The 20,152-nt window shown below is 37.9% G+C and carries 17 protein-coding genes, 2 pseudogenes and 1 other annotated feature; of the genes and pseudogenes, 17 read left to right on the top strand and 2 right to left on the bottom strand.

What is annotated here, in order from left to right:
- Positions 1-10 precede the first annotated feature (10 nt).
- The 12 genes and pseudogenes from AC3ANL_RS07095 to AC3ANL_RS07150 all read left to right on the top strand — a co-directional run.
- Entirely contained in the window at positions 11-211 is a 201-nt protein-coding gene (locus AC3ANL_RS07095) for a ComZ family protein (RefSeq protein WP_488328529.1), read from the top strand.
- Between the two features lie 269 nt (positions 212-480).
- Entirely contained in the window at positions 481-1,413 is a 933-nt protein-coding gene (locus tag AC3ANL_RS07100) for a beta-ketoacyl-ACP synthase III (RefSeq protein ID WP_488328530.1), read from the top strand.
- Between the two features lie 33 nt (positions 1,414-1,446).
- Positions 1,447-2,685 carry a beta-ketoacyl-ACP synthase II gene (gene fabF, locus AC3ANL_RS07105; RefSeq protein ID WP_488328531.1) on the top strand — a complete coding sequence of 413 codons (1,239 nt, stop codon included), beginning with the start codon at positions 1,447-1,449 and terminating at the stop codon, positions 2,683-2,685.
- A 185-nt stretch (positions 2,686-2,870) separates the two neighbouring features.
- Positions 2,871-3,605, top strand: a complete 735-nt coding sequence (locus AC3ANL_RS07110; RefSeq protein ID WP_488328532.1) for a DUF2268 domain-containing putative Zn-dependent protease — start codon at positions 2,871-2,873, stop codon at positions 3,603-3,605.
- Positions 3,606-3,776: 171 nt separating this feature from the next.
- On the top strand, positions 3,777-4,799 hold the full coding sequence (locus tag AC3ANL_RS07115) for an ABC transporter ATP-binding protein (protein ID WP_488328533.1): 1,023 nt from the start codon (positions 3,777-3,779) through the stop codon (positions 4,797-4,799).
- Positions 4,799-5,809, top strand: a complete 1,011-nt coding sequence (locus tag AC3ANL_RS07120) for an ABC transporter ATP-binding protein (protein ID WP_488328534.1) — start codon at positions 4,799-4,801, stop codon at positions 5,807-5,809. Before AC3ANL_RS07115 ends, AC3ANL_RS07120 begins: the two co-directional genes overlap by 1 nt.
- A gap of 82 nt (positions 5,810-5,891) precedes the next feature.
- A complete protein-coding gene (gene opp4A / locus AC3ANL_RS07125) occupies positions 5,892-7,610 on the top strand; it encodes an oligopeptide ABC transporter substrate-binding protein (RefSeq protein WP_488328535.1) in 1,719 nt (572 codons plus the stop codon).
- A 152-nt stretch (positions 7,611-7,762) separates the two neighbouring features.
- Positions 7,763-8,728, top strand: a complete 966-nt coding sequence (gene opp4B / locus AC3ANL_RS07130; protein WP_488328536.1) for an oligopeptide ABC transporter permease — start codon at positions 7,763-7,765, stop codon at positions 8,726-8,728.
- A gap of 11 nt (positions 8,729-8,739) precedes the next feature.
- Positions 8,740-9,651 (top strand): oligopeptide ABC transporter permease, encoded by a 912-nt coding sequence (gene opp4C, locus AC3ANL_RS07135; protein WP_488328537.1) that lies wholly within the window; start codon positions 8,740-8,742, stop codon positions 9,649-9,651.
- A 220-nt stretch (positions 9,652-9,871) separates the two neighbouring features.
- Entirely contained in the window at positions 9,872-10,618 is a 747-nt protein-coding gene (locus AC3ANL_RS07140; RefSeq protein WP_488328538.1) for a DUF3603 family protein, read from the top strand.
- Positions 10,619-10,688: 70 nt separating this feature from the next.
- Positions 10,689-11,081: pseudogene (locus AC3ANL_RS07145) on the top strand (helix-turn-helix domain-containing protein); the annotation flags it as partial.
- Positions 11,057-12,052: pseudogene (locus AC3ANL_RS07150) on the top strand (IS3 family transposase); the annotation flags it as partial. The pseudogenes AC3ANL_RS07145 and AC3ANL_RS07150, both read left to right, overlap by 25 nt.
- A gap of 285 nt (positions 12,053-12,337) precedes the next feature.
- Here AC3ANL_RS07150 and trpS read toward each other — a convergent pair.
- The gene (gene trpS, locus AC3ANL_RS07155) at positions 12,338-13,321 is read right to left on the bottom strand and encodes a tryptophan--tRNA ligase (protein ID WP_488328539.1); all 984 of its coding nucleotides are present in this window, start codon (positions 13,319-13,321) and stop codon (positions 12,338-12,340) included.
- Positions 13,322-13,372: 51 nt separating this feature from the next.
- Positions 13,373-13,653, bottom strand: a binding site (T-box leader).
- A 49-nt stretch (positions 13,654-13,702) separates the two neighbouring features.
- Entirely contained in the window at positions 13,703-14,059 is a 357-nt protein-coding gene (locus AC3ANL_RS07160; RefSeq protein ID WP_488328540.1) for a DUF3899 domain-containing protein, read from the bottom strand.
- 221 nt (positions 14,060-14,280) lie between these two features.
- Between AC3ANL_RS07160 and AC3ANL_RS07165 the strand changes: the two genes are divergently transcribed.
- The 5 genes from AC3ANL_RS07165 (at position 14,281) to AC3ANL_RS07185 (ending at position 20,096) form a co-directional block, all read left to right on the top strand.
- The gene (locus AC3ANL_RS07165; RefSeq protein WP_488328541.1) at positions 14,281-15,966 is read left to right on the top strand and encodes a peptide ABC transporter substrate-binding protein; all 1,686 of its coding nucleotides are present in this window, start codon (positions 14,281-14,283) and stop codon (positions 15,964-15,966) included.
- 112 nt (positions 15,967-16,078) lie between these two features.
- A complete protein-coding gene (gene opp3b, locus AC3ANL_RS07170; RefSeq protein ID WP_488328542.1) occupies positions 16,079-17,011 on the top strand; it encodes an oligopeptide ABC transporter permease in 933 nt (310 codons plus the stop codon).
- The gene (gene opp3C / locus AC3ANL_RS07175) at positions 17,008-18,036 is read left to right on the top strand and encodes an oligopeptide ABC transporter permease (RefSeq protein WP_488328543.1); all 1,029 of its coding nucleotides are present in this window, start codon (positions 17,008-17,010) and stop codon (positions 18,034-18,036) included. The genes opp3b and opp3C overlap by 4 nt, the downstream gene beginning before the upstream one ends.
- A gap of 17 nt (positions 18,037-18,053) precedes the next feature.
- The gene (locus AC3ANL_RS07180; RefSeq protein ID WP_488328544.1) at positions 18,054-19,154 is read left to right on the top strand and encodes an ABC transporter ATP-binding protein; all 1,101 of its coding nucleotides are present in this window, start codon (positions 18,054-18,056) and stop codon (positions 19,152-19,154) included.
- A complete protein-coding gene (locus AC3ANL_RS07185) occupies positions 19,155-20,096 on the top strand; it encodes an ABC transporter ATP-binding protein (protein WP_488328545.1) in 942 nt (313 codons plus the stop codon).
- Positions 20,097-20,152: the final 56 nt, after the last annotated feature.

The following is a 20,152-nucleotide window of genomic DNA, read 5'->3' on the forward strand; positions in this document are numbered from 1 at the left end:
AGGAGTACATATGAATAGTCAAGACAAAACACTACAATTTATGCAGATTGCAATGAAATACTTACCCGAAGCAAAAGAGCAATTAGATCAGGCTGGGGTCGAATTATCAATGGAGTTAATTGAGCCGTTTATGAATTTGTTTACCAAAGTAATGCAAGAAGCTTATACGTTAGGTAGAGAAGAAGCCCTTAATGAAATAAGCAAAAAGTAAGCTGCCAGATATCGGCAGCTTATTTCTTTTTCAAAGAGTTTTTCCACTCTTCTTAATCTCCCAGTGCAAGACTGCCTTCCCTTTAAAATGGATTCTATGATAAGAATTTGAACAAAATAGTAAAAGGAATAGACATAAGCGAAATATAATCCATGAAGAAACAGTTGCTTTAAATAGGGGTTATTTGATAAAATTAGTACCAAGTCATAATAATTGATATTAATCCTAAGAATATATATGGTCTGATAAAGGCTAAAGGAGATGGAATAATGAGAGCTGGTATTGTTGGAATAGGTAGGTATTTACCAGAAAAAATTCTCACCAATCATGATTTGGAAAAAATGATGAATACCTCTGATGAGTGGATTCGTACCATGACAGGGATTGAAGAAAGAAGAATAGCTTCAGATGATGTTAATACCTCTGATATGGCATTTACTGCAGCCCAAAAAGCAATTAAAGATGCAGGTATAACACCAGAAGAGATTGATTTAATCTTAGTAGCGACGGTTACACCAGACGCACCCTTTCCTTCAGTAGCTTGCAGAATTCAAGAAAGATTAGGAGCAACAAAAGCAGCAGCAATGGATGTAAGTGCCGCCTGTGCAGGTTTTATGTATGGAATTGTGACAGGTAAACAATTTATTGAAACTGATGTATACAAATACGTTTTAGTTGTTGGGGTTGAAAAGCTTTCCAAAATAACCAACTGGAATGATCGGAATACTGCTGTATTATTTGGGGACGGTGCAGGTGCAGTCATTATTGGACCAGTATCTGGAGATCGTGGAATATTAGCATTTGAGTTAGGTGCTGATGGTACCGGAGGAAAGCACCTATACCAAGACGAACATATCATTATGAACGGACGCGAAGTTTTTAAATTTGCAGTTAGGCAAATGGGTGAGAGTTGTATAAATGTTCTTGAAAAAGCCGGTTTAACAAAGGATGATGTTGATTTCTTAATCCCGCATCAGGCCAATATACGAATTATGGAAGCTTCAAGACAGAGATTAGAATTACCTGTTGAGAAGATGTCGAAAACGATTAATAAATATGGGAATACATCAGCAGCTTCTATTCCCATTTCGATTGTGGAAGACTTGGAAGCAGGCAGAATTAAAGACGATGATCTTATCGTTATGGTTGGTTTCGGTGGAGGTTTAACATGGGGAGCCATAGCGATTCGCTGGGGGAAATAGAAAAGCGGAAACGAATATAAAGGAGATGTCTACATGGAAAAGCGTAGGGTTGTAGTAACAGGCGTCGGAGCCGTTACACCGCTAGGAAACGATGTTGAGACAACGTGGAAAGGGATAGTAGAAGGAAAATCAGGCGTTGGTCCGATGACAAGGGTAAATGCAGATGAGTATCCTGCCAAGGTTGCGGCCGAAGTAAAAGACTTTAATCCAGAAGTTTTTGTAGAAAAAAAAGACGCACGTAAAATGGACCGTTTTACACAATTTGCGGTGGCTGCTGCAATGATGGCAGCTCAAGATGCCAATTTAACAATTAATGAAGAAAATTCTCACCGTGTTGGTGTTTGGATTGGTTCAGGCATCGGAGGAATGGAAACCTTTGAACAGCAGTTTGAAATTTTCCAAAAAAGAGGATACAAACGGGTTAGTCCATTCTTTGTTCCAATGTTAATTCCTGACATGGCGACTGGCCAAGTCTCAATCCTTCTTGGAGCAAGAGGATTTAATTCTTGTACAGTAACGGCATGTGCAACGGGAACCAACTCTATCGGGGATGCTTTTAAAGTAATTCAGCGCGGCGATGCAGATGTAATGGTAACAGGCGGAGCCGAAGCGCCAATTACAAAAATGTCGGTTGCTGGATTCTGTGCCAATACAGCTCTTTCTACAAATCCTGATCCTAACACAGCTAGCAGACCGTTTGATAAAAATCGTGATGGATTTGTAATCGGTGAAGGTGCTGGTATTATCGTTTTGGAAGAATTAGAACATGCCCTATCTCGTGGAGCAAAAATATATGCTGAAATTATTGGTTACGGGGCAACAGGTGATGCTTACCATATTACAGCACCAGCACCAGGCGGTGAAGGTGGTGCACGAGCAATGAAAATGGCGATTAATGATGGTGGATTAAGACCTGAGGATATTGATTATGTAAACGCCCACGGTACTAGTACCGAATATAATGATAAGTATGAAACACTTGCTGTCAAGGAAGTATTTGGTGAACATGCCAAAAACCTTGCAATAAGTTCAACCAAGTCAATGACGGGACATCTTCTCGGTGCTGCTGGTGGAGTTGAAGCCATCTTTAGTGTCTTAGCAATCAGAGATAGTATCCTTCCGCCAACTATTAATTATGAAACACCAGACCCTGAATGTGATTTGGATTATGTGGTAAATAAAGCACGTTCTAAAGAAATAAAAGCAGTGATGAGTAACTCGCTGGGATTCGGTGGCCATAACGCAACGATTGTGTTTAAAAAATACGAATAAGAAAAATGATCGAGGATGTCCCAAAACAAAGGCTAAGACCCTTTTGGGACATCCTCTTTTTGCATTTAAGAATCACGTTCGCTTTGAACCTATTCCAAATATTTACATAAACTGACTAGAAGGAGGATTTGAGGCAAAGGGGTGCACCAATGGGAGTTATTCGGACTGATCAATGGTTAAAGGATATGTTTGATAAACCGAAAGAGCTTTGTGAAAAACTGCGTCCTTATTTTAAAGGGCAAGCTGCAAATGAAATTTATCACCAGCTGGTGAACTTTGGCATGTATCGGCCATCACGCTCCGCAAAGACAAATCATACAAAGATGTTGGATCAGCAAGCATGGGATATAATAGAGCGTATTTTCATTAAATATAAAAAGCAATGGAATGGTCCCGACATACCTATTTTTCTCTTTCCATTAGCACAGAATAGCGGTTTTTTTGTAAGAGAGGAAAAAAGTAAAGCCGGAGTATCCTATCCTGATAAGATGTTTCTTTTTCTCTCTTATTATGATGATCCGAAAGAATTAGAAGCATTAGTGGTTCATGAATATCATCATGTCTGCAGAATGCGCATGCTAGACAAAAAAATAGAAAACTACACCTTACTTGATTCACTAATCATAGAAGGATTAGCAGAATATGCGGTATTAAAAAATTGTGGCCAGGGTTATCTTGCAAATTGGTGCCACATGTATACAAAAAAAGAACTAGACACATTTTGGGATAAGTATCTGAAAAATCAGCTGGATAAAAAGAAAAATGAAAGAGGACACGATGAACTTTTATATGGTGGTGGGAGGATCCCAAAATTATTAGGATATGCTGCCGGGTATAATATTATTGAAAAATTTTATCAAGAGAACAACTATTCTACCAAACTGTCTTTTACTACACCAGCTGCTCGATATTTACAATAAAAAATAATAGTAGTGAGAAAAAGTCTAGAATTATAGGCTTTTTCTTTTTTCTAATATAACTTAAATTTCCAATTGTGTAAAAAAATATTGCAAATGTAACAATCCTGTACTAGAATTCTATTTAAATATAATGAATTTACTGAATAATTAAAAAAGTAAGAAGGTGTCCTAATGAGTCCAATAAAATCATTACTCAATGAAGCACCGCTGCTTGAGGTGAAAAATTTAAAGACAGCCTTTGATATTGATGGAGTCGATTATATTGCTGTAGATAATGTCTCCTTTCAAGTAAAGCCACGTCAAATTGTTGGAGTTGTTGGTGAATCTGGTTGTGGAAAATCAGTTATGGGCCTTTCAATTATGCAGTTGCTTCCTAAAGAAAATGGAAAAGTAAAATCAGGTGAAATTATTTTTGGCGGCACTAATCTTAAGAAAATGTCTGAATCCCAAATTAATCAAGTTCGCGGGAAGGATATGTCAATGATCTTCCAAGAGCCCATGACTTCACTTAATCCTGTTTTTACAATAGGTTACCAACTGCAAGAGGTTCTTTTTAACCATATAAAGATTTCAAAAAAGGAGGCACGTCAAAAAGCAATCGCTTTATTGAAAAGTGTGGGAATCTCCCGTCCTGAAAAAATTGTAGATGAATACCCACATCAATTGTCAGGTGGCATGAGACAGAGGGTGATGATAGCCATTGCCATCGCCTGCCAGCCTAAATTACTAATCGCAGACGAACCAACAACAGCATTGGATGTAACTGTTCAAGCACAGATTCTAGAATTATTAAAAGATATACAAGCTGTAAATGATATGTCTATCATTCTCATTACACATGATTTAGGTGTAGTTGCAGAAATGTGTGATGAAGTAATCGTCATGTATGCAGGAAAGATTGTAGAACGAACAGACGTTGATTCCCTATTCCATAATCCCAAACATCCGTATACGACCCTGCTTTTGGGAGCAATTCCAAAAATGGACGTAACGACAGGACGACTAAGCTCCATCCAAGGAATAGTTCCTTCCCTAACAAATATGCCGAAAGTTGGCTGCCGTTTTGCCCACCGATGTCCGCAAGCCCTGCCTGAATGCTATGCTACTACCCCTTTACTTGAAGAAGTTAATCAAGGTCATGAGGTTGCATGTTTTCTTTTTAAAACAAGTAAACCAAGAGGAGGAGTGAAGTAATGAGGACTGTTCCCATACATAAAAACGAGCAAAAAACTGCCTCTTCAACTGAAAATCTCTTAGAAATTTATAATCTAAAAACTTACTATCCAGTAAAAGGCGGATTTTTTAATCACACTGTTAGCAATGTAAAAGCGGTTGATAATATTTCTTTTAAAATTAAAAGAGGGGAAACTCTTGGACTAGTTGGGGAATCCGGCTGCGGAAAATCAACTGCCGGCAGGACGATTCTAAGATTATTAAAACCGACAGAGGGCAGCATCCTTTTCGATGGAAAAGATATTACGAACGTTTCAGGAAAATCGCTGCGTGAAATACGCAAAGATATGCAAATGGTCTTCCAGGATCCATATGCATCATTAAATCCTATGCAAATGGTGGGTGATATCATTGCGGAACCAATTTATAATTTTACAAAAAAGAGGAAGGCTGAATTAAAACGGGAGGTAATGGACTTATTAGATAAAGTAAGTTTACCCCCGGATGCCTATTACAAATATCCTCACGAGTTTTCCGGTGGTCAACGACAAAGAATTGGAATTGCCCGTTCCCTTGCGCTAAGACCCAAATTAATTATCGCGGATGAACCGGTCTCCGCCCTTGATGTTTCAGTCCAATCACAGGTATTAAATCTATTAAAAGATTTACAAAAAGAATTTGATTTGACCTTGCTCTTTATTGCCCACGATTTAAGTGTGGTTAAACACATGAGTGATCGAATTGGTGTTATGTACTTAGGAAATATGGTGGAAATTGCGGAGAAGAACAGACTTTATGCAGAACCTCTTCACCCATATACACAGGCGCTGATTTCAGCAATTCCCTCTCCAGACCCAAGGATAAAGAAGGAAAGAATTATTTTAAAAGGTGATGTACCAAGTCCTATCAATCCACCATCTGGATGTCCATTCCATCCACGTTGTCCAAGGGCAATGGGGGATTGTTCCAAAAGTAAGCCCATATTGAAGGAGGTGAAACCCTCTCATCAGGTAGCTTGCCATCTATATTAGGCGACTGTTTAGCGAATTACACAAGTCGATGGGCACTGGAGCTAGACTATTATCCTGTCAAAAAATATTAGGGGGGAAATAAATGAAAAAACGAAGTATGCTTATATTAGCTGGATTAATGCTTGTATTATCAGCATTTTTAACAGCGTGTAGCAGCAGTGAAAAAGCAGGTACAAAAGAAAAGGATGACAAAAGTACTACGAGTGGTGGAACTGCAGAAAAACCACAAGATGGCGGAACCTTAATTTATGCGCTAGATTCAGCTCCAGAAGGTAAATTTAACTATTCATTTTATGGAACTGCTACGGATCAATATGTAATTGATTTCTTTGATGAAAACTTAATTGATTATGATGAAAACTTAAAGGCACAAGCACATATAGCTTCTTGGAAAACAACCGATAATAAGGTCTTTGATTTTGAAATCAAAAAAGGTGTGAAATGGCATAATGGCGATGAATTGTCAGTAAAAGACTGGGAATTCGCCCTTAAAGTAGTAGCTGATAAAGACTATGAAGGGCCACGTTTTGATAACGTCAGAAATATTGTTGGTGCACAAGATTACCATGATGGCAAAGCAACAGAAATCTCTGGCCTCAAAATTATTGATGATTACCACATCCAAATTACATTTGATAAAGCACGTGTAAACAACCTGGATAACCTTTGGACATATCCAATGAACCGTACAGAGTTTAAGGGTATGGCTGTTAAAGATATGATGGCATCTGAACAAGTCCGTGCAAAGCCAGTGGGCTTAGGACCATTCAAGGTAACTAAAATTGTTCCTGGTGAATCAGTAGAGATGGAACGCTTTGACGATTACTTTGGTGGTAAACCGCACATTGAAAAAGTAGTGGTAAAAGTTATTGACCCATCACTTTCTATCGGTGAGCTTAAAAATGGCACAATTGATATGACATCGTTCCATCCAAGTATAATGGATCAAGTGAAGGCACTTGATAATGTAAATGCTGTCACATATCCAGGTGTGACTTACTATTATGTTGGGTTCAGATTAGGGAGTTGGGATGGCAAGAAAAACATCATGAACGAACCAAAGTACCAAGAGAAAAAGCTTCGAGAAGCAATGTACTTTGCAATCAATCGTGAGGAATGGGTTAAAGCGTTCTTCTTTGGCGTGGGTAAACCAGTTAACCGTCCAATTCCTACGAACCATTGGATTGCAGCAGACAATAAAGATTTAGAGCAATACAAATATGATCCAGCAAAAGCGAAGTCATTATTAGATGAAGCAGGGTACAAGGATGTTGATGGCGATGGATTCCGTGAAGATCCAAACGGAAAGAAATTTGTTGTTAACTTCAGCCACTATGCAACACAAAACCCAACATTTGAAACTCGTGCGAAAGCATTAACACAATATTGGGAAGAAGTCGGCTTAAAGTCTAAATTAACGATGACAGATGTAAATCTTTACTACGATATGTTAGAAAAAGCAGATAAATCTATGGAAGTATTCTTCGGTGGGTGGTCTACCGGGGCCGATCCAGACCCAACACCACTTTGGGGCTCTAAGGCTCTTTGGAACTATCCTCGCTGGGTAAATACTGATAGCGATAAATTGCTTGACCAAGCCCTTGATATCAGCATTGTCGGAACAGATAACGAAAAACGTAAAGACCTCTATGTTCAATGGCAAAAGCTATTCATGAAAGAACTTCCTGTTTTACCGATTGCTGAGCTTGAAGAAACAATGGCAGTGAGCAAGCGTGTTCAAGAAGTTAAATTCGACGTTTCCGGTATGAACCGTCCAAATCAATGGTGGATTAAACAATAATTAGAGCAGATTAACATGCATTAGACAATGGTGATTGTTTAACAGACAAAAAGATTAAATGGTTGAGGCGGGAGCTTAGGTCTTTCGTTTCCTCTCCCATTTGAATAATTTGGGTACCGCTCTGATATAGTTTATAGACAAGGAGAATGCACATGCTTAACTATGCATTTCGAAGAATTTTGGGCATGATTCCGATGCTATTTTTGATCTCAATCGTAGTTTTTACTTTAGCAAAGTTAATGCCAGGAGATTCACTTAGTGGGGAAATTGATCCAAGGAATACAAATCCTCAATATATTGCGGAAATGCGGGAAAAATTCGGCTATAACGACCCATTACCACAACAGTATGCCCGTTGGATAGGCAACTTTGTTCAAGGGGACTTTGGTAAATCAACACGGTTTAAAATTGAGGCAGCAGATGTTATTGCAGAACGTATTCCAAACACATTGTTACTAGGATTCACTTCAATTTTAATAACCTATATCCTGGCCTTCCTGATGGGGATTTATGCAGGTAGAAAACCATATACACTTGGTGACAACCTTATTGGGGGATTAAATTATCTAGGATTATCCATTCCATCGTTTATCGCTGGAGTATTAGCCATTTTCCTTTTTTCTTTTACGCTGGGTTGGTTTCCATCAAATGGATCCATTGATATTGGGGTTACAGAGGGAACACTTGAGTATTGGCTAAGTCGTCTTCATCATGTATTTTTGCCGGCAGTTGTCCTTGGATTACTAAGTACTGCCAGCTATACCCAATTCTTACGAAATGATATTATTGAAAATAGCCGAAAAGACTATGTCCGTACCGCACGTGCAAAAGGGACATCTGAAAAAAAGGTTTACAATGTGCATATTTTAAGAAACTCTATTATACCGCTTATAACGTTTTTAGGTTTTGATTTAGTTGCCATTATCAGCGGCGCAATCATAACGGAAACGATTTTTACTTATCCAGGTCTTGGACAACTATTCTTGCAATCAGTAGGAACTCGGGATTATCCTGTTTTAATGACGTTGACCATGTTATTCTCATTTTTAACTCTGATTGGCAACCTTGTTGCTGATGTTTTATATGGTGTTGTCGATCCGAGAATTAGGTTAGATTAGGGGGAGAGAAGATGGAAATTGTTTCACAAAAGGAGACTAAAATTAGCATAGTATTCCTTAAAAAAAGCTTATCGCCATGGGCAATAGCCCGAAAAAAATTCTTGAAGAATAAAATGGCTCTCATAAGCCTTATCTTTTTAATTGTCGTTGCCATCATTTCTTTCCTGGCTCCCTATATTACGACGGCCGATGTTACTAGAATTAATATCAGTGAAATGTCTTTAAAACCATCGAGTAAACATTGGCTAGGGACGGATAAAGCAGGCCGAGACGTGTTCACAAGGCTGCTTTATGGCGGACGAATCTCTTTATTAGTTGGATTAAGCTGTACCTTATTTGTTATTTTCATTGGGACATTAATCGGTTCTATCTCTGGATATTTTGGTGGTGTAGTCGATAATATATTAATGAGATTTACAGATTTTATTTTAAACTTTCCTTTTTTGGTGTTTGTCATCGTCCTAAACACGATTCTATTTGGGAAGGTAAATGGGCTATGGGTATTAATAGGAACCATTAGCATCCTAAGCTGGGGTGGAATTGCTAGGATTGTCCGCAGTAAAATATTGGTGGAAAAAGAGAATGAATATATAACTGCTGCCTTTTCTATTGGTAGTTCACCGGCTAAAATTATTGTTAAACACATATTACCCAACATTTTATCAACAATTATCGTTCAAGCAACGATAACCTTTGCGACTATGCTTGTTGCTGAGACTGGTCTAAGCTTTTTAGGATTTGGTGTTCCTCAGGAAATACCAAGCTGGGGAAATATGTTGAATTCAGCAAACGAACCGGACGTACTGCAATTTAAGCTTTGGATTTGGGTACCTCCAGCCTTAATTATTACGCTCACAATCTTATCTATTAACTTTATCGGTGAAGGTTTAAAAGATGCCTTTCATCCTAAATCAAGAAGATAAACATCTACCATATGAATTTGGTAGATGTTTTTTTGCGAGGGATTACTTTTAAGGGATACATAAATAATTCATTTCACCCATAATTATTAATATAGAGACAAGTTAACAACCAGAATTAGTTCATAAACGGATTTGGAGCAAAATATATATAAAGGAATAATTTAACTAAGGTCTGCCCATACTGATTGACAAACAGTTTCTTGAAGTGAGGGGTTGTGCAATGTTGTATCTTCATGATGTTTGGGTAAATTGGTTCGAGGGTGAAGAAAACGGGTATAATGTATGCCATTTTCATGAATGGCGTAAGGATGATGGAGTGGAGCTCTTAGATCAGGCACCACTTATTAAAGTCGAGCCGCTTCTATTTAACTATATTGAAAATGATCTGCTAGAGCTGCCACAACAGCTTCTAGATGATATTTATCAAAAAGCCTATTTAAGGAAAAACCATGAAAGAATTCAGCTTGACTATTGCTTTGTTGTTACAGATGGAGTGGGAATATTAGCAGTTGATACAATCGGCTATAATATTCCAATTCGAAAAAGCAGATTAATCCCTAGGCAGGAACAGCTTGTCTATGAAATGATAAGTCAGCATGAAGCCCAACAATATCATTTTTATGCCCAGCCTAAAAGCAAGGATTATCATATTCTTTCTCCAGAACCAGACCTGATGAGAGGATTAACAAGAAAGGAACGGCAGTTAAAACAATTGTTATTTATGGCCCTTGACCAATTGCTCGCGTCTAATAATGAAGCAGAAGTACGTTACTGGTATACAGAATGGTGCCCAGAGCAATATTCAATGATTCAAGAAATGAATTTTGAAGATGCGTGGGAACAACTATTCAAAGAAACAAAGTATGGCTGGTCCAAGCACCATGAAACATTCTGTGAAAATTTAATTAAAGGGCAGCCGTTTTTCGAAAAACTTTGGGAAATGGAGCATGGCCCTAAAGTAAACTAAAAGCCTGACCCAAAAGGTGAACTGCCCCGTAAATGTTAGACACCATTCTAACGTTTACGGGGGTTTTTTTATGGCCAAATTTACAGTTGAAGAAAGAATACAAATTGTTTTACGGTATTTACATGGGATCGAATCTATCAAGGCGATTGCGCAGGAGGCAAAGGTATCCCTTAGTATTGTGAGTGGATGGATTCGACTTTATGAACAACAAGGTATAGAAGCTTTTCAAAAAAAATATACAAGCTACTCTCTACAGTTTAAAATGGATGTACTGAATTATATGAACGAAACGGGTACATCATCTTACGATGCAGCGGCTATATTCAATATTTCATCTCCTAGACTAATTCGAAATTGGAGAAGTAAATTTGAACAAGGTGGAATTGGTGCCCTAGAACAGAAGAAAAAGGGGCGTCCACCAGTGAAAAAGAAGGCAAAGAAAATCGATTCAAAAAGAACAATACCTGCAGAAGGGTCAGTCGAAGCACTACAAGAGAAAATCTCCCGATTAGAAATGGAAAATGCTTACCTAAAAAAGTTGAATGCTTTAGTTCAAATGCAGGAAAAATTACAAACAAAATCAAAGCGAAAGTAATTTTTGAACTAAAGTATCAGTATGAAGTCGTGGATTTAGTTGAAGTCGCTGACATTCCACGTAGTACGTATTATTATTGGGAAAAACGATTAAATCAAGCTGATAAATATGCCGAAGTAAAAGAAGCTATCAAAGTGATTTTCCATGAACACAAAGGTCGTTATGGTTACCGTCGTATAGCGAAAGAACTTGAGAAAAAAGGATTTCATCACGATCCGAAAACGATCAATCGTTTAATGAATGAAATCGGCCTAAAATGCCTGGTACGAATGAAAAAGTATCGTTCTTATAAAGGAAATGTAGGAAAAATCGCTCCAAACCTATTAAACCGCGATTTTTCTGCCGAGAAACTGAATCAAAAATGGGTAACCGATGTTACAGAATTCCACCTATTCGGTGAGAAACGTTACCTCTCACCAGTACTTGATTTATGTAACGGAGAAATAATCGCTTATACTGTGATGAAACGACCTGTTTATAAATTAGTTGGCGATATGTTAAATCAAGCGATAGAGCGTCTTCAACCTGGGGACCAAGTAATTCTCCATTCAGATCAAGGATGGCATTATCAAATGAAGCAGTATCAAAAAACATTAGAACAGCACCAGATTACGCAAAGTATGTCTCGCAAGGGGAATTGTTTGGACAATGCAGTTATTGAAAATTTCTTTGGCTTATTAAAGTCTGAACTTCTTTATCTACAGGAGTTTGATAGTATTGAGCATTTTGAAAAAGAATTAGAAGACTATATTCACTATTATAATCACAAACGAATAAAGGCAAAATTAAAAGACCTAAGTCCGGTAGAATACCGAGCTCAGGTCCTCAATGTAGCCTAAAATATTTGTCTAACTTTATTGGTTCAGTTCAAAGGTATGTTATTCATACCTTTTGGGATCAGGCTTTTATTTTTAGAGTTACGGGCGCTTCCGCTTTTCTTTTAAGATAAATAAGTATAAAAATCTTTGAGAATTGTCCAGCTCCAGCGCCCTAGCGGCTAGTGTCCTTCGCTCTCCGCCCTACGATAAGTCAAGCACGAATGCGCCTCCGGCTCTTCGTGTTTCCTTTATCTCAGTTGGAGCGCTCCAGGCCATACGCCGCTGAACAGGGCGCTTCCGCTTTTCTTATTTTCTGCCAAGACCCATGGCATTTTCCATTTTCTTTAATGTTCTATTGGCCACTTGGTTAGCTTTTTCCGCACCTTCATCCAAAATGCGGTCGAGTTCGGTGGATTCCAGCAAATTGTAGTACTTTTCCTGAATAGGTTGTAAAAAGTTTACAACTACTTCGGCTAAATCACCTTTAAAATCTCCATATCCTTTCCCTGCATACATTCCTTCAAGCTCAGAAATGGTCTTTTCATCCAAGATAGAATAGATAGAGAGCAAATTAGATACGCCAGGCTTATTAACAGGATCGAATTTAACAATGCCTTCTGAATCGGTAACTGCACTTTTTATTTTTTTCACAATTTGATTTGGCTCATCTAATGGAGTGATAAACGCCTTTTTATTTGGATCCGATTTACTCATTTTTTTCGTTGGTTCTTGAAGTGACATAATTCTTGCACCAACCTTTGGCAGGCTTATTTCTGGAATGGTAAGAATGTCGTTATATTTCTTGTTAAATCTTTCTGCCAAATCTCGTGTTAATTCCATATGTTGCTTTTGATCTTCACCAACAGGAACAAGGTCGGTATTATACAATAAAATATCCGCTGCCATTAATGGCGGATAGGTTAACAAGCTTGCAGAAACTGCCTCTTTTCCTGTAGATTTATCTTTAAACTGAGTCATTCTTTCTAATTCCCCAATATACGAAATACATTGCATCAACCAGCCTGCCTGTGCATGGGCAGGTACTTCTGATTGAATAAACAATGTTGCCTTTTCTGGGTCAATTCCTACAGCAAGATATAACGCCGCTAAGCTGCGAATGTTTTTCCGAAGTGTAAGCGGCTCTTGGGGTACTGTGATGGCATGCTGGTCTACAATGCAAAAGAAGCAGTTGTATTCGTTTTGTAATTCCACGAATTGTTTCATGGCCCCAATATAGTTCCCAAGAGTAATGGTTCCACTTGGTTGAATTCCTGAAAAAATTGTTTTCATGTTCATATCCTCCTAAAAATATATAAAAAAAACCACTCATCCCCAAAAATCAATAGGGACGAATGGTTCGCGGTACCACCCTAAATTACTCAAAACGAGTCACTCAGTGTAGATGAGAATGTCTTAAAAGGATTGAACCTTTTGTTATTAGAAATCCTCATCCAAGCCCTTTTAACGCAAGGAAAACGTCTACTCCTACTAATAATCATTAGGGATTCAGTTCAGGTAGAAGCTCCAAAGTCCATTCCGTATCTCTTCGTGTTTGTTTGCACCACCCACAAACTCTCTGAATCGAAAAATAAATACGTACTATTCTTTATCATTGCTCAACTTTTTGATTACTCACATTATAATGGATTGTTATATTTAATTTCAAGTGTCCTACATATAATAGACGAGAAGGGCAATAATCATACATAATCCATTTAAAAGGCCATGGATGAGAAACGGTTTTCCTTGGAGTGTAATTAATTCGGATAATCCGGGGATTTCCTCGAATCTCCGCTTGTCTTTTCCTCTAGAAAAGGCGAGATTAAAGGATTTAGACATGACATCATAAAACCCGCTCTGAATGGTATAAAGAAGTAGTGCAGATAATAAACAGGCAGCTGTCACGTAAAAAGATATATCAATATAACTATTAAGGGTAATTTTGTGTTTGAAAAAAAATAAAAAAATGAAAATTGCTAGCTGAGACAAAATAAAAACGAGAAGATTTCTCTTAAGTTGAAAATTCACAAAATAGCCTCCAAACCTTGATTTATAAAGGTATACTTAACAAAAAAATTGCGAAAAATACTTTATAAATAAAAATTATAACACAGCTTTTTGTAACAAATAGGTAAAAATTGTTTCAAACTTGTAAATTAAATAGAAAAAAGTCATGTACAATTTGTTTAAAATATGTATAATAGAGAATGTAGTAATTTTTCAGAATAATAGAAAAGGGAGGTCTACAAGTGAAGAAATCAAAACTTTCACTACTTTTAGTTCTATCACTAGTTCTTAGCATGTTCCTTGCAGCATGTTCCGGCGGTGGTAAAACAGACACAGGCAAAACTGATGACAAAAATAAGGCTGGTACTGAAAAAGCACTTGCTGATAAGCAAGAACTTAATGTTCTTGAGTCTGCTGAAATTCCAACAATGGACAGCGTTATGGCACAAGATGTAATGAGCTTCACAACTTTAAATGCTGTAAACGAAGGCCTTTATCGTTTGGATCAAGACCAAAAAGTAATCCCTGGTGTCGCAGATGGGATGCCAACTTATAATGATGACAAAACTGTTTTAACAATTAAATTAAAAGACGCAAAATGGTCAAACGGTGACCCAGTTACTGCAAATGACTTTGTATATGCATGGCAACGTGTTATCGATCCAAAAGTTGCTGCTCCATATGGTCCGTACTTCATGGAAGGCAAAATCTTAAACGCATCTGAGATTGTTGCTGGAAAAGCAAAACTGGAAGACTTAGGAATTAAAGCTAAAGACGAGAAAACATTGGAAATCACGCTAGTAAGAGCTCTTCCATATATCGAATCTTACTTAACATTCCCATTGTTCTATCCACAAAACCAAAAGTATGTTGAAGCACAAGGTGCAGACTATGCAAAAGATGCTTCACACGTTTTATACAATGGTCCATTTAAAATGACTAAATGGGATGGCCCAACAGCTACTGAATGGGTATTAGAAAAAAATGCTGATTATTGGGATGCAAAATCCACAACTCTAGCAAAGATTAATTTCAACGTTTCTAAAGATCCACAAGCTTCTGCAAATGCGTACACTGCAGGTGAAGCTGATATTACACCAAAGCTTGCTCAAGCTGCGATCCTTTCTCAATTTGAAGGTGCAGATGATCTATTACGTTACCAAGAGCCATCAATCTGGTGGTTAAAAATGAACGAAAAGAATCCAGCATTGAAAAATGTTAACATCCGTAAAGCAATTGCTCTATCTGTTGACAAAAAAGCTTTAGTAGAAGACGTATTAGCAAACGGCTCAGTCGCTGCTGATTACTTAGTACCAAAAGGTTTCTCTTACTTAGATGGAAAAGATTTCCGTGATACTGCTGGAACATACTTAAGCTCTAACAAAGAAGAAGCTAAAAAACTTTGGGAAAAAGGACTTGCCGAAACAGGACTTAAGGAAGTATCATTTACTTACGTCGGTCAAGATACAGAAACTTCAAAAGTTACAGATGCTTTCATTAAAGATCAGTTAGAGAAAAACCTACCTGGCTTAAAGATTACAATCGAAGCAGTTCCTTTCAAAATTCGTATTGCTCGTGAAGATGCGGAAGATTATGATTTGTTAATGGGTGGTTGGGGACCTGACTATGCAGACCCAATGACTTACATGGATCTATGGGTAACTGGCGGCGGACAAAACCATATGAGCTATGGTAATCCGGAATTTGATAAGTTAATCAAGGCAGCTAACGAAGATCTTGTTGCTAAACCACAAGACCGTTGGAAAGCTCTTCAAGATGCAGAAAAAATATTGTTGGAAGATGATGCTGCTATCGCACCACTTTACCAACGTTCTGTAAATATCTTGATCAATCCAAAAGTTAAAGGTTTTGCACACCATGCATTTGGTCCTGACTATAGTTACCAGTGGATTAAAATCACAAAATAGTAACTATAACTAATCAAATAGAAAGAGAGTATATATTCACATATACTCTCTTTTTACCTGTATCGGAATTGTCGTAAAATGTCGAAAATTTAACCAATTAGGAGGTGTAGGCATGGCAAAATATATATTAAAACGTGTTGGCTATATGATCGTTACCCTTTTTATTGTAACAACACTTACTTTTTTCCTCATGAAGCTAATTCCAGGTAGCCCTTTTAACAATTTCGAAAAGCTCACTGAAGTTCAACGTCAGATTTTACTGGATAAATACGGCTTAGACGAACCCGTGCCTGTTCAATATTTTCATTATATGATGAATCTGGTAAAAGGTGACCTTGGAATCTCCTTTCAATTTGACAATACCCCAGTAACAGAACTTATTGCAAACCGGATTGGGCCATCTGCACAATTAGGATTGCAAGCTATGATTGTCGGTGCAATTTTAGGTATATTCTTGGGCGTTATTGCTGCACTAAAGCAAAATACTTGGTTAGACTATGGTTCAACCTTTGTAGCTGTAGTGGGTAAATCAGTACCTTCTTTTATTTTTGCTGGATTGCTTCAGTATTATATTTCTGTAAAATTGGGCTGGCTTCCAGTTATGCTATGGAAAGGACCTGAGTATACGATACTGCCTACCATTGCTTTAGCCATGTTTCCTATATCAATTGCAGCTCGGTTTATGCGAACTGAAATGATAGAGGTTTTAGGTTCTGATTATATAACATTGGCAAGAGCAAAGGGTGCAAGCCGTTGGCAAATTAGTCTTAAACATGCGATGAGGAATGCTTTAATTCCTGTTGTAACGGTTATGGGACCATTAGCAGTTAGTTTAATGACTGGTTCGCTAGTTATAGAGCAAATTTTCGGAATCCCTGGATTAGGTGAACAATTCGTAAAATCCATTAATATGAACGACTACCCCGTTATCATGGGAACAAATATTTTATTTGCCGTATTATTTGTAGTGGTTATTTTAATTGTTGATATTCTTTATGGAATCATCGACCCACGTATTCGTGTATCGGGGGGAGGATCTAAATGAGCAAGAAAGACACAGCAATCTCACAGGATATGTTTGCACCTATTCATATTGACCCATCAAAGAGTGAAAAAATTTCTAAACCGAGCTTAAACTTTTGGCAGGATTCATGGCTGCGGGTTCGGAAGAACAAAGGTGCAGTGGTTAGCTTAGTGATTCTTGCAATCATGCTTATAATGGCTTTTGTCGGTCCTTTAATGACCCCTTATGCTTACGATACGCAAGACACTAAACATAATAATCTGCCTCCACGTATTCAAGGTTTGGAGAATGTGCATTGGCTGCCATTTGATGGGACACTGCAAAGAAGAGATGGCCAAGAATATAATGCATATGAAGTACGTAAAGTTGATGCCTATTATTGGTTTGGAACGGATAATTTAGGCCGAGATCAATTCGCACGTGTTTGGAAAGGTACACAAGTATCATTATTTATTGCCTTCATGGCAGCAATAGTGGATATGGCGATTGGTGTTGCCTATGGAGCGATTTCCGGCTATTTAGGCGGCCGAACGGACAGTGTCATGCAGCGGATTATCGAAGTTATTGTTGGTATTCCTAACTTAATTGTGGTAGTTTTGATGATTCTCGTGTTAAAGCCAGGGATCATTCCAATTATTATTGCCTTGACCATTACTGGTTGGACTAGTATGGCAAGGGTTGTTCGTGCACAAATATTAAAATTCAAAGGGCAAGAATTTGTTTTGGCTGCTAAAACATTAGGGGCATCAGATTCTTCGATTATTTTTAAACATATGATTCCGAACATGTTCGGTGTCATTATTATTAATACGATGTTTTCTATCCCAAGTGCTATTTTCTTCGAAGCGTTTTTAAGCTTTATTGGTTTAGGCTTACAAGAACCTCATGCATCATTAGGAACATTGGTTAATACTGGATTCAAATCGATGATTGCATTTCCATATCAAATGATTATTCCATCTATTATGATTGCCGTCATTATGGTTTGCTTTAACCTGGTAGCGGACGGATTACGAGATGCATTGGATCCAAAAATGCGTGATTAGAGGGCAGGTGAATGACAATGGATAAAGTTTTAGAAGTGAAGGATTTGAAAATATCGTTTCATACATTTTCTGGAGAAGTACAAGCGATTCGCGGTGTAAGCTTTGATTTATATAATGGAGAAACACTAGCGATTGTTGGTGAATCCGGTTCCGGTAAGTCTGTTACAACAAAATCAATTATGCGTTTACTTCCTGAGCACAATTCAGAAATTAAAAGTGGTCAAATACTTTTCGAAGGAAAAGATTTAACGAAGTTAAAAGATAAAGAGATGCAGAAGATTCGTGGTAAAGATATTTCTATGATATTCCAGGATCCGATGACCTCCTTAAATCCGACTATGAAAATTGGCAATCAAATTATGGAGCCGCTGATTAAGCACCAAAATATGAGCAAACACGCTGCCAGAGAAAGGGCAGTCGATTTATTAAAGCTTGTTGGTATTCCTAAACCTGAAATTCGCGTTGATCAATACCCACATCAATTCTCAGGTGGGATGAGACAAAGGGTTGTTATTGCTATTGCTTTGGCGTGTAATCCTAAAGTCCTCATTGCAGATGAGCCAACAACGGCTCTTGACGTTACCATACAAGCGCAAATTCTTGAATTAATGAAGGATTTACAGAAGAAAATTGATACTTCCATTATTTTTATTACACATGACCTAGGTGTAGTAGCAAATGTGGCTGACCGTGTTGCTGTCATGTATGGCGGGAAAATTGTTGAAATTGGAACAGCGGATGAAATCTTCTATAATCCACAGCATCCATATACATGGGGCCTAATCAGTTCAATGCCGGATATGGATACGGAAGATGAGGAGTTGTTCTCAATCCCGGGAACACCACCTGATTTATTGGATCCGCCAAAAGGTGATGCATTTGCACCACGTAACCCTTATGTTATGAAGATTGACTTAGAGCAGGAACCTCCTTTCTTTAAGGTATCTGATACACATTATGCTGCTACATGGTTGTTACATCCTGATGCACCGAAGGTTGAGCCTCCTGAAGCAGTAAAAAGACGTCAAAATCAATATGCAACAGGCACAGTGGGAGCAGCCAGTGGTTCTGCAAGGTTGGACAAAGATAAATTCCCTGGGACAAAGGAGGGAAAATAGATGGCTGAAAGACAGAAATTACTTGAAATAAAAAATCTAAAGCAATATTTTAATCCTGGCAAACCGAATGAAGTAAAAGCAGTTGATAATGTCTCCTTCGATATCTATAAAGGTGAAGTTATGGGACTAGTTGGGGAGTCAGGCTGTGGTAAATCCACTACCGGAAGAACCATCATCCGTTTATATGATGCAACCGGTGGAGAGGTTTTATATGACGGAGTGGACGTTCATGGAAAGAAAACGAAAAAGCAATTAAAAGAATTTAATCGAAAAATGCAAATGATTTTCCAAGATCCCTATGCATCGCTTAATCCAAGATTAAAAATTGCTGATGTTATTGCCGAGGGAATTGATATTCATGGATTGGCAAAAACAAAGCAAGAACGGATGGAACAAGTATATCAACTTTTAGAAACAGTTGGATTAAATAGAGAACATGCTAATCGCTATCCGCATGAATTTAGTGGTGGTCAACGCCAACGGATCGGTATTGCTCGTGCACTTGCTGTACAACCAGAATTCATTATTGCCGATGAACCGATTTCAGCATTAGACGTTTCGATCCAAGCACAGGTCGTTAACTTACTGAAGAAACTGCAAAAGGAAAAAGGATTAACCTATCTTTTCATTGCCCATGACCTTTCGATGGTAAAATATATTAGCGATCGTATCGGTGTTATGTATTTTGGTAAAATGGTCGAGCTTGCACCAGCGGATGAACTTTATCGAAATCCACTTCATCCATACACTCAATCACTTTTATCGGCTATTCCAGCTCCAGATCCAATCAGTGAACGGACGAGAAGACGTAAATCGTATGACCCGGCAAGTCATAATTACACTGTGAATGAAGCAATTGAATTTAGAGAAGTGACTCCAGGACATTTTGTTCTTTGTTCTGAAAAAGAATTTAAAAAATACCAAATACAATCTAAACAGTAAAAAAAAACGATCTCAAATTTTTGAGATCGTTTTTTTATTATAAAGTGAAGGACGTA

Source organism: Neobacillus sp. DHD-1R (genome assembly GCF_057747995.1).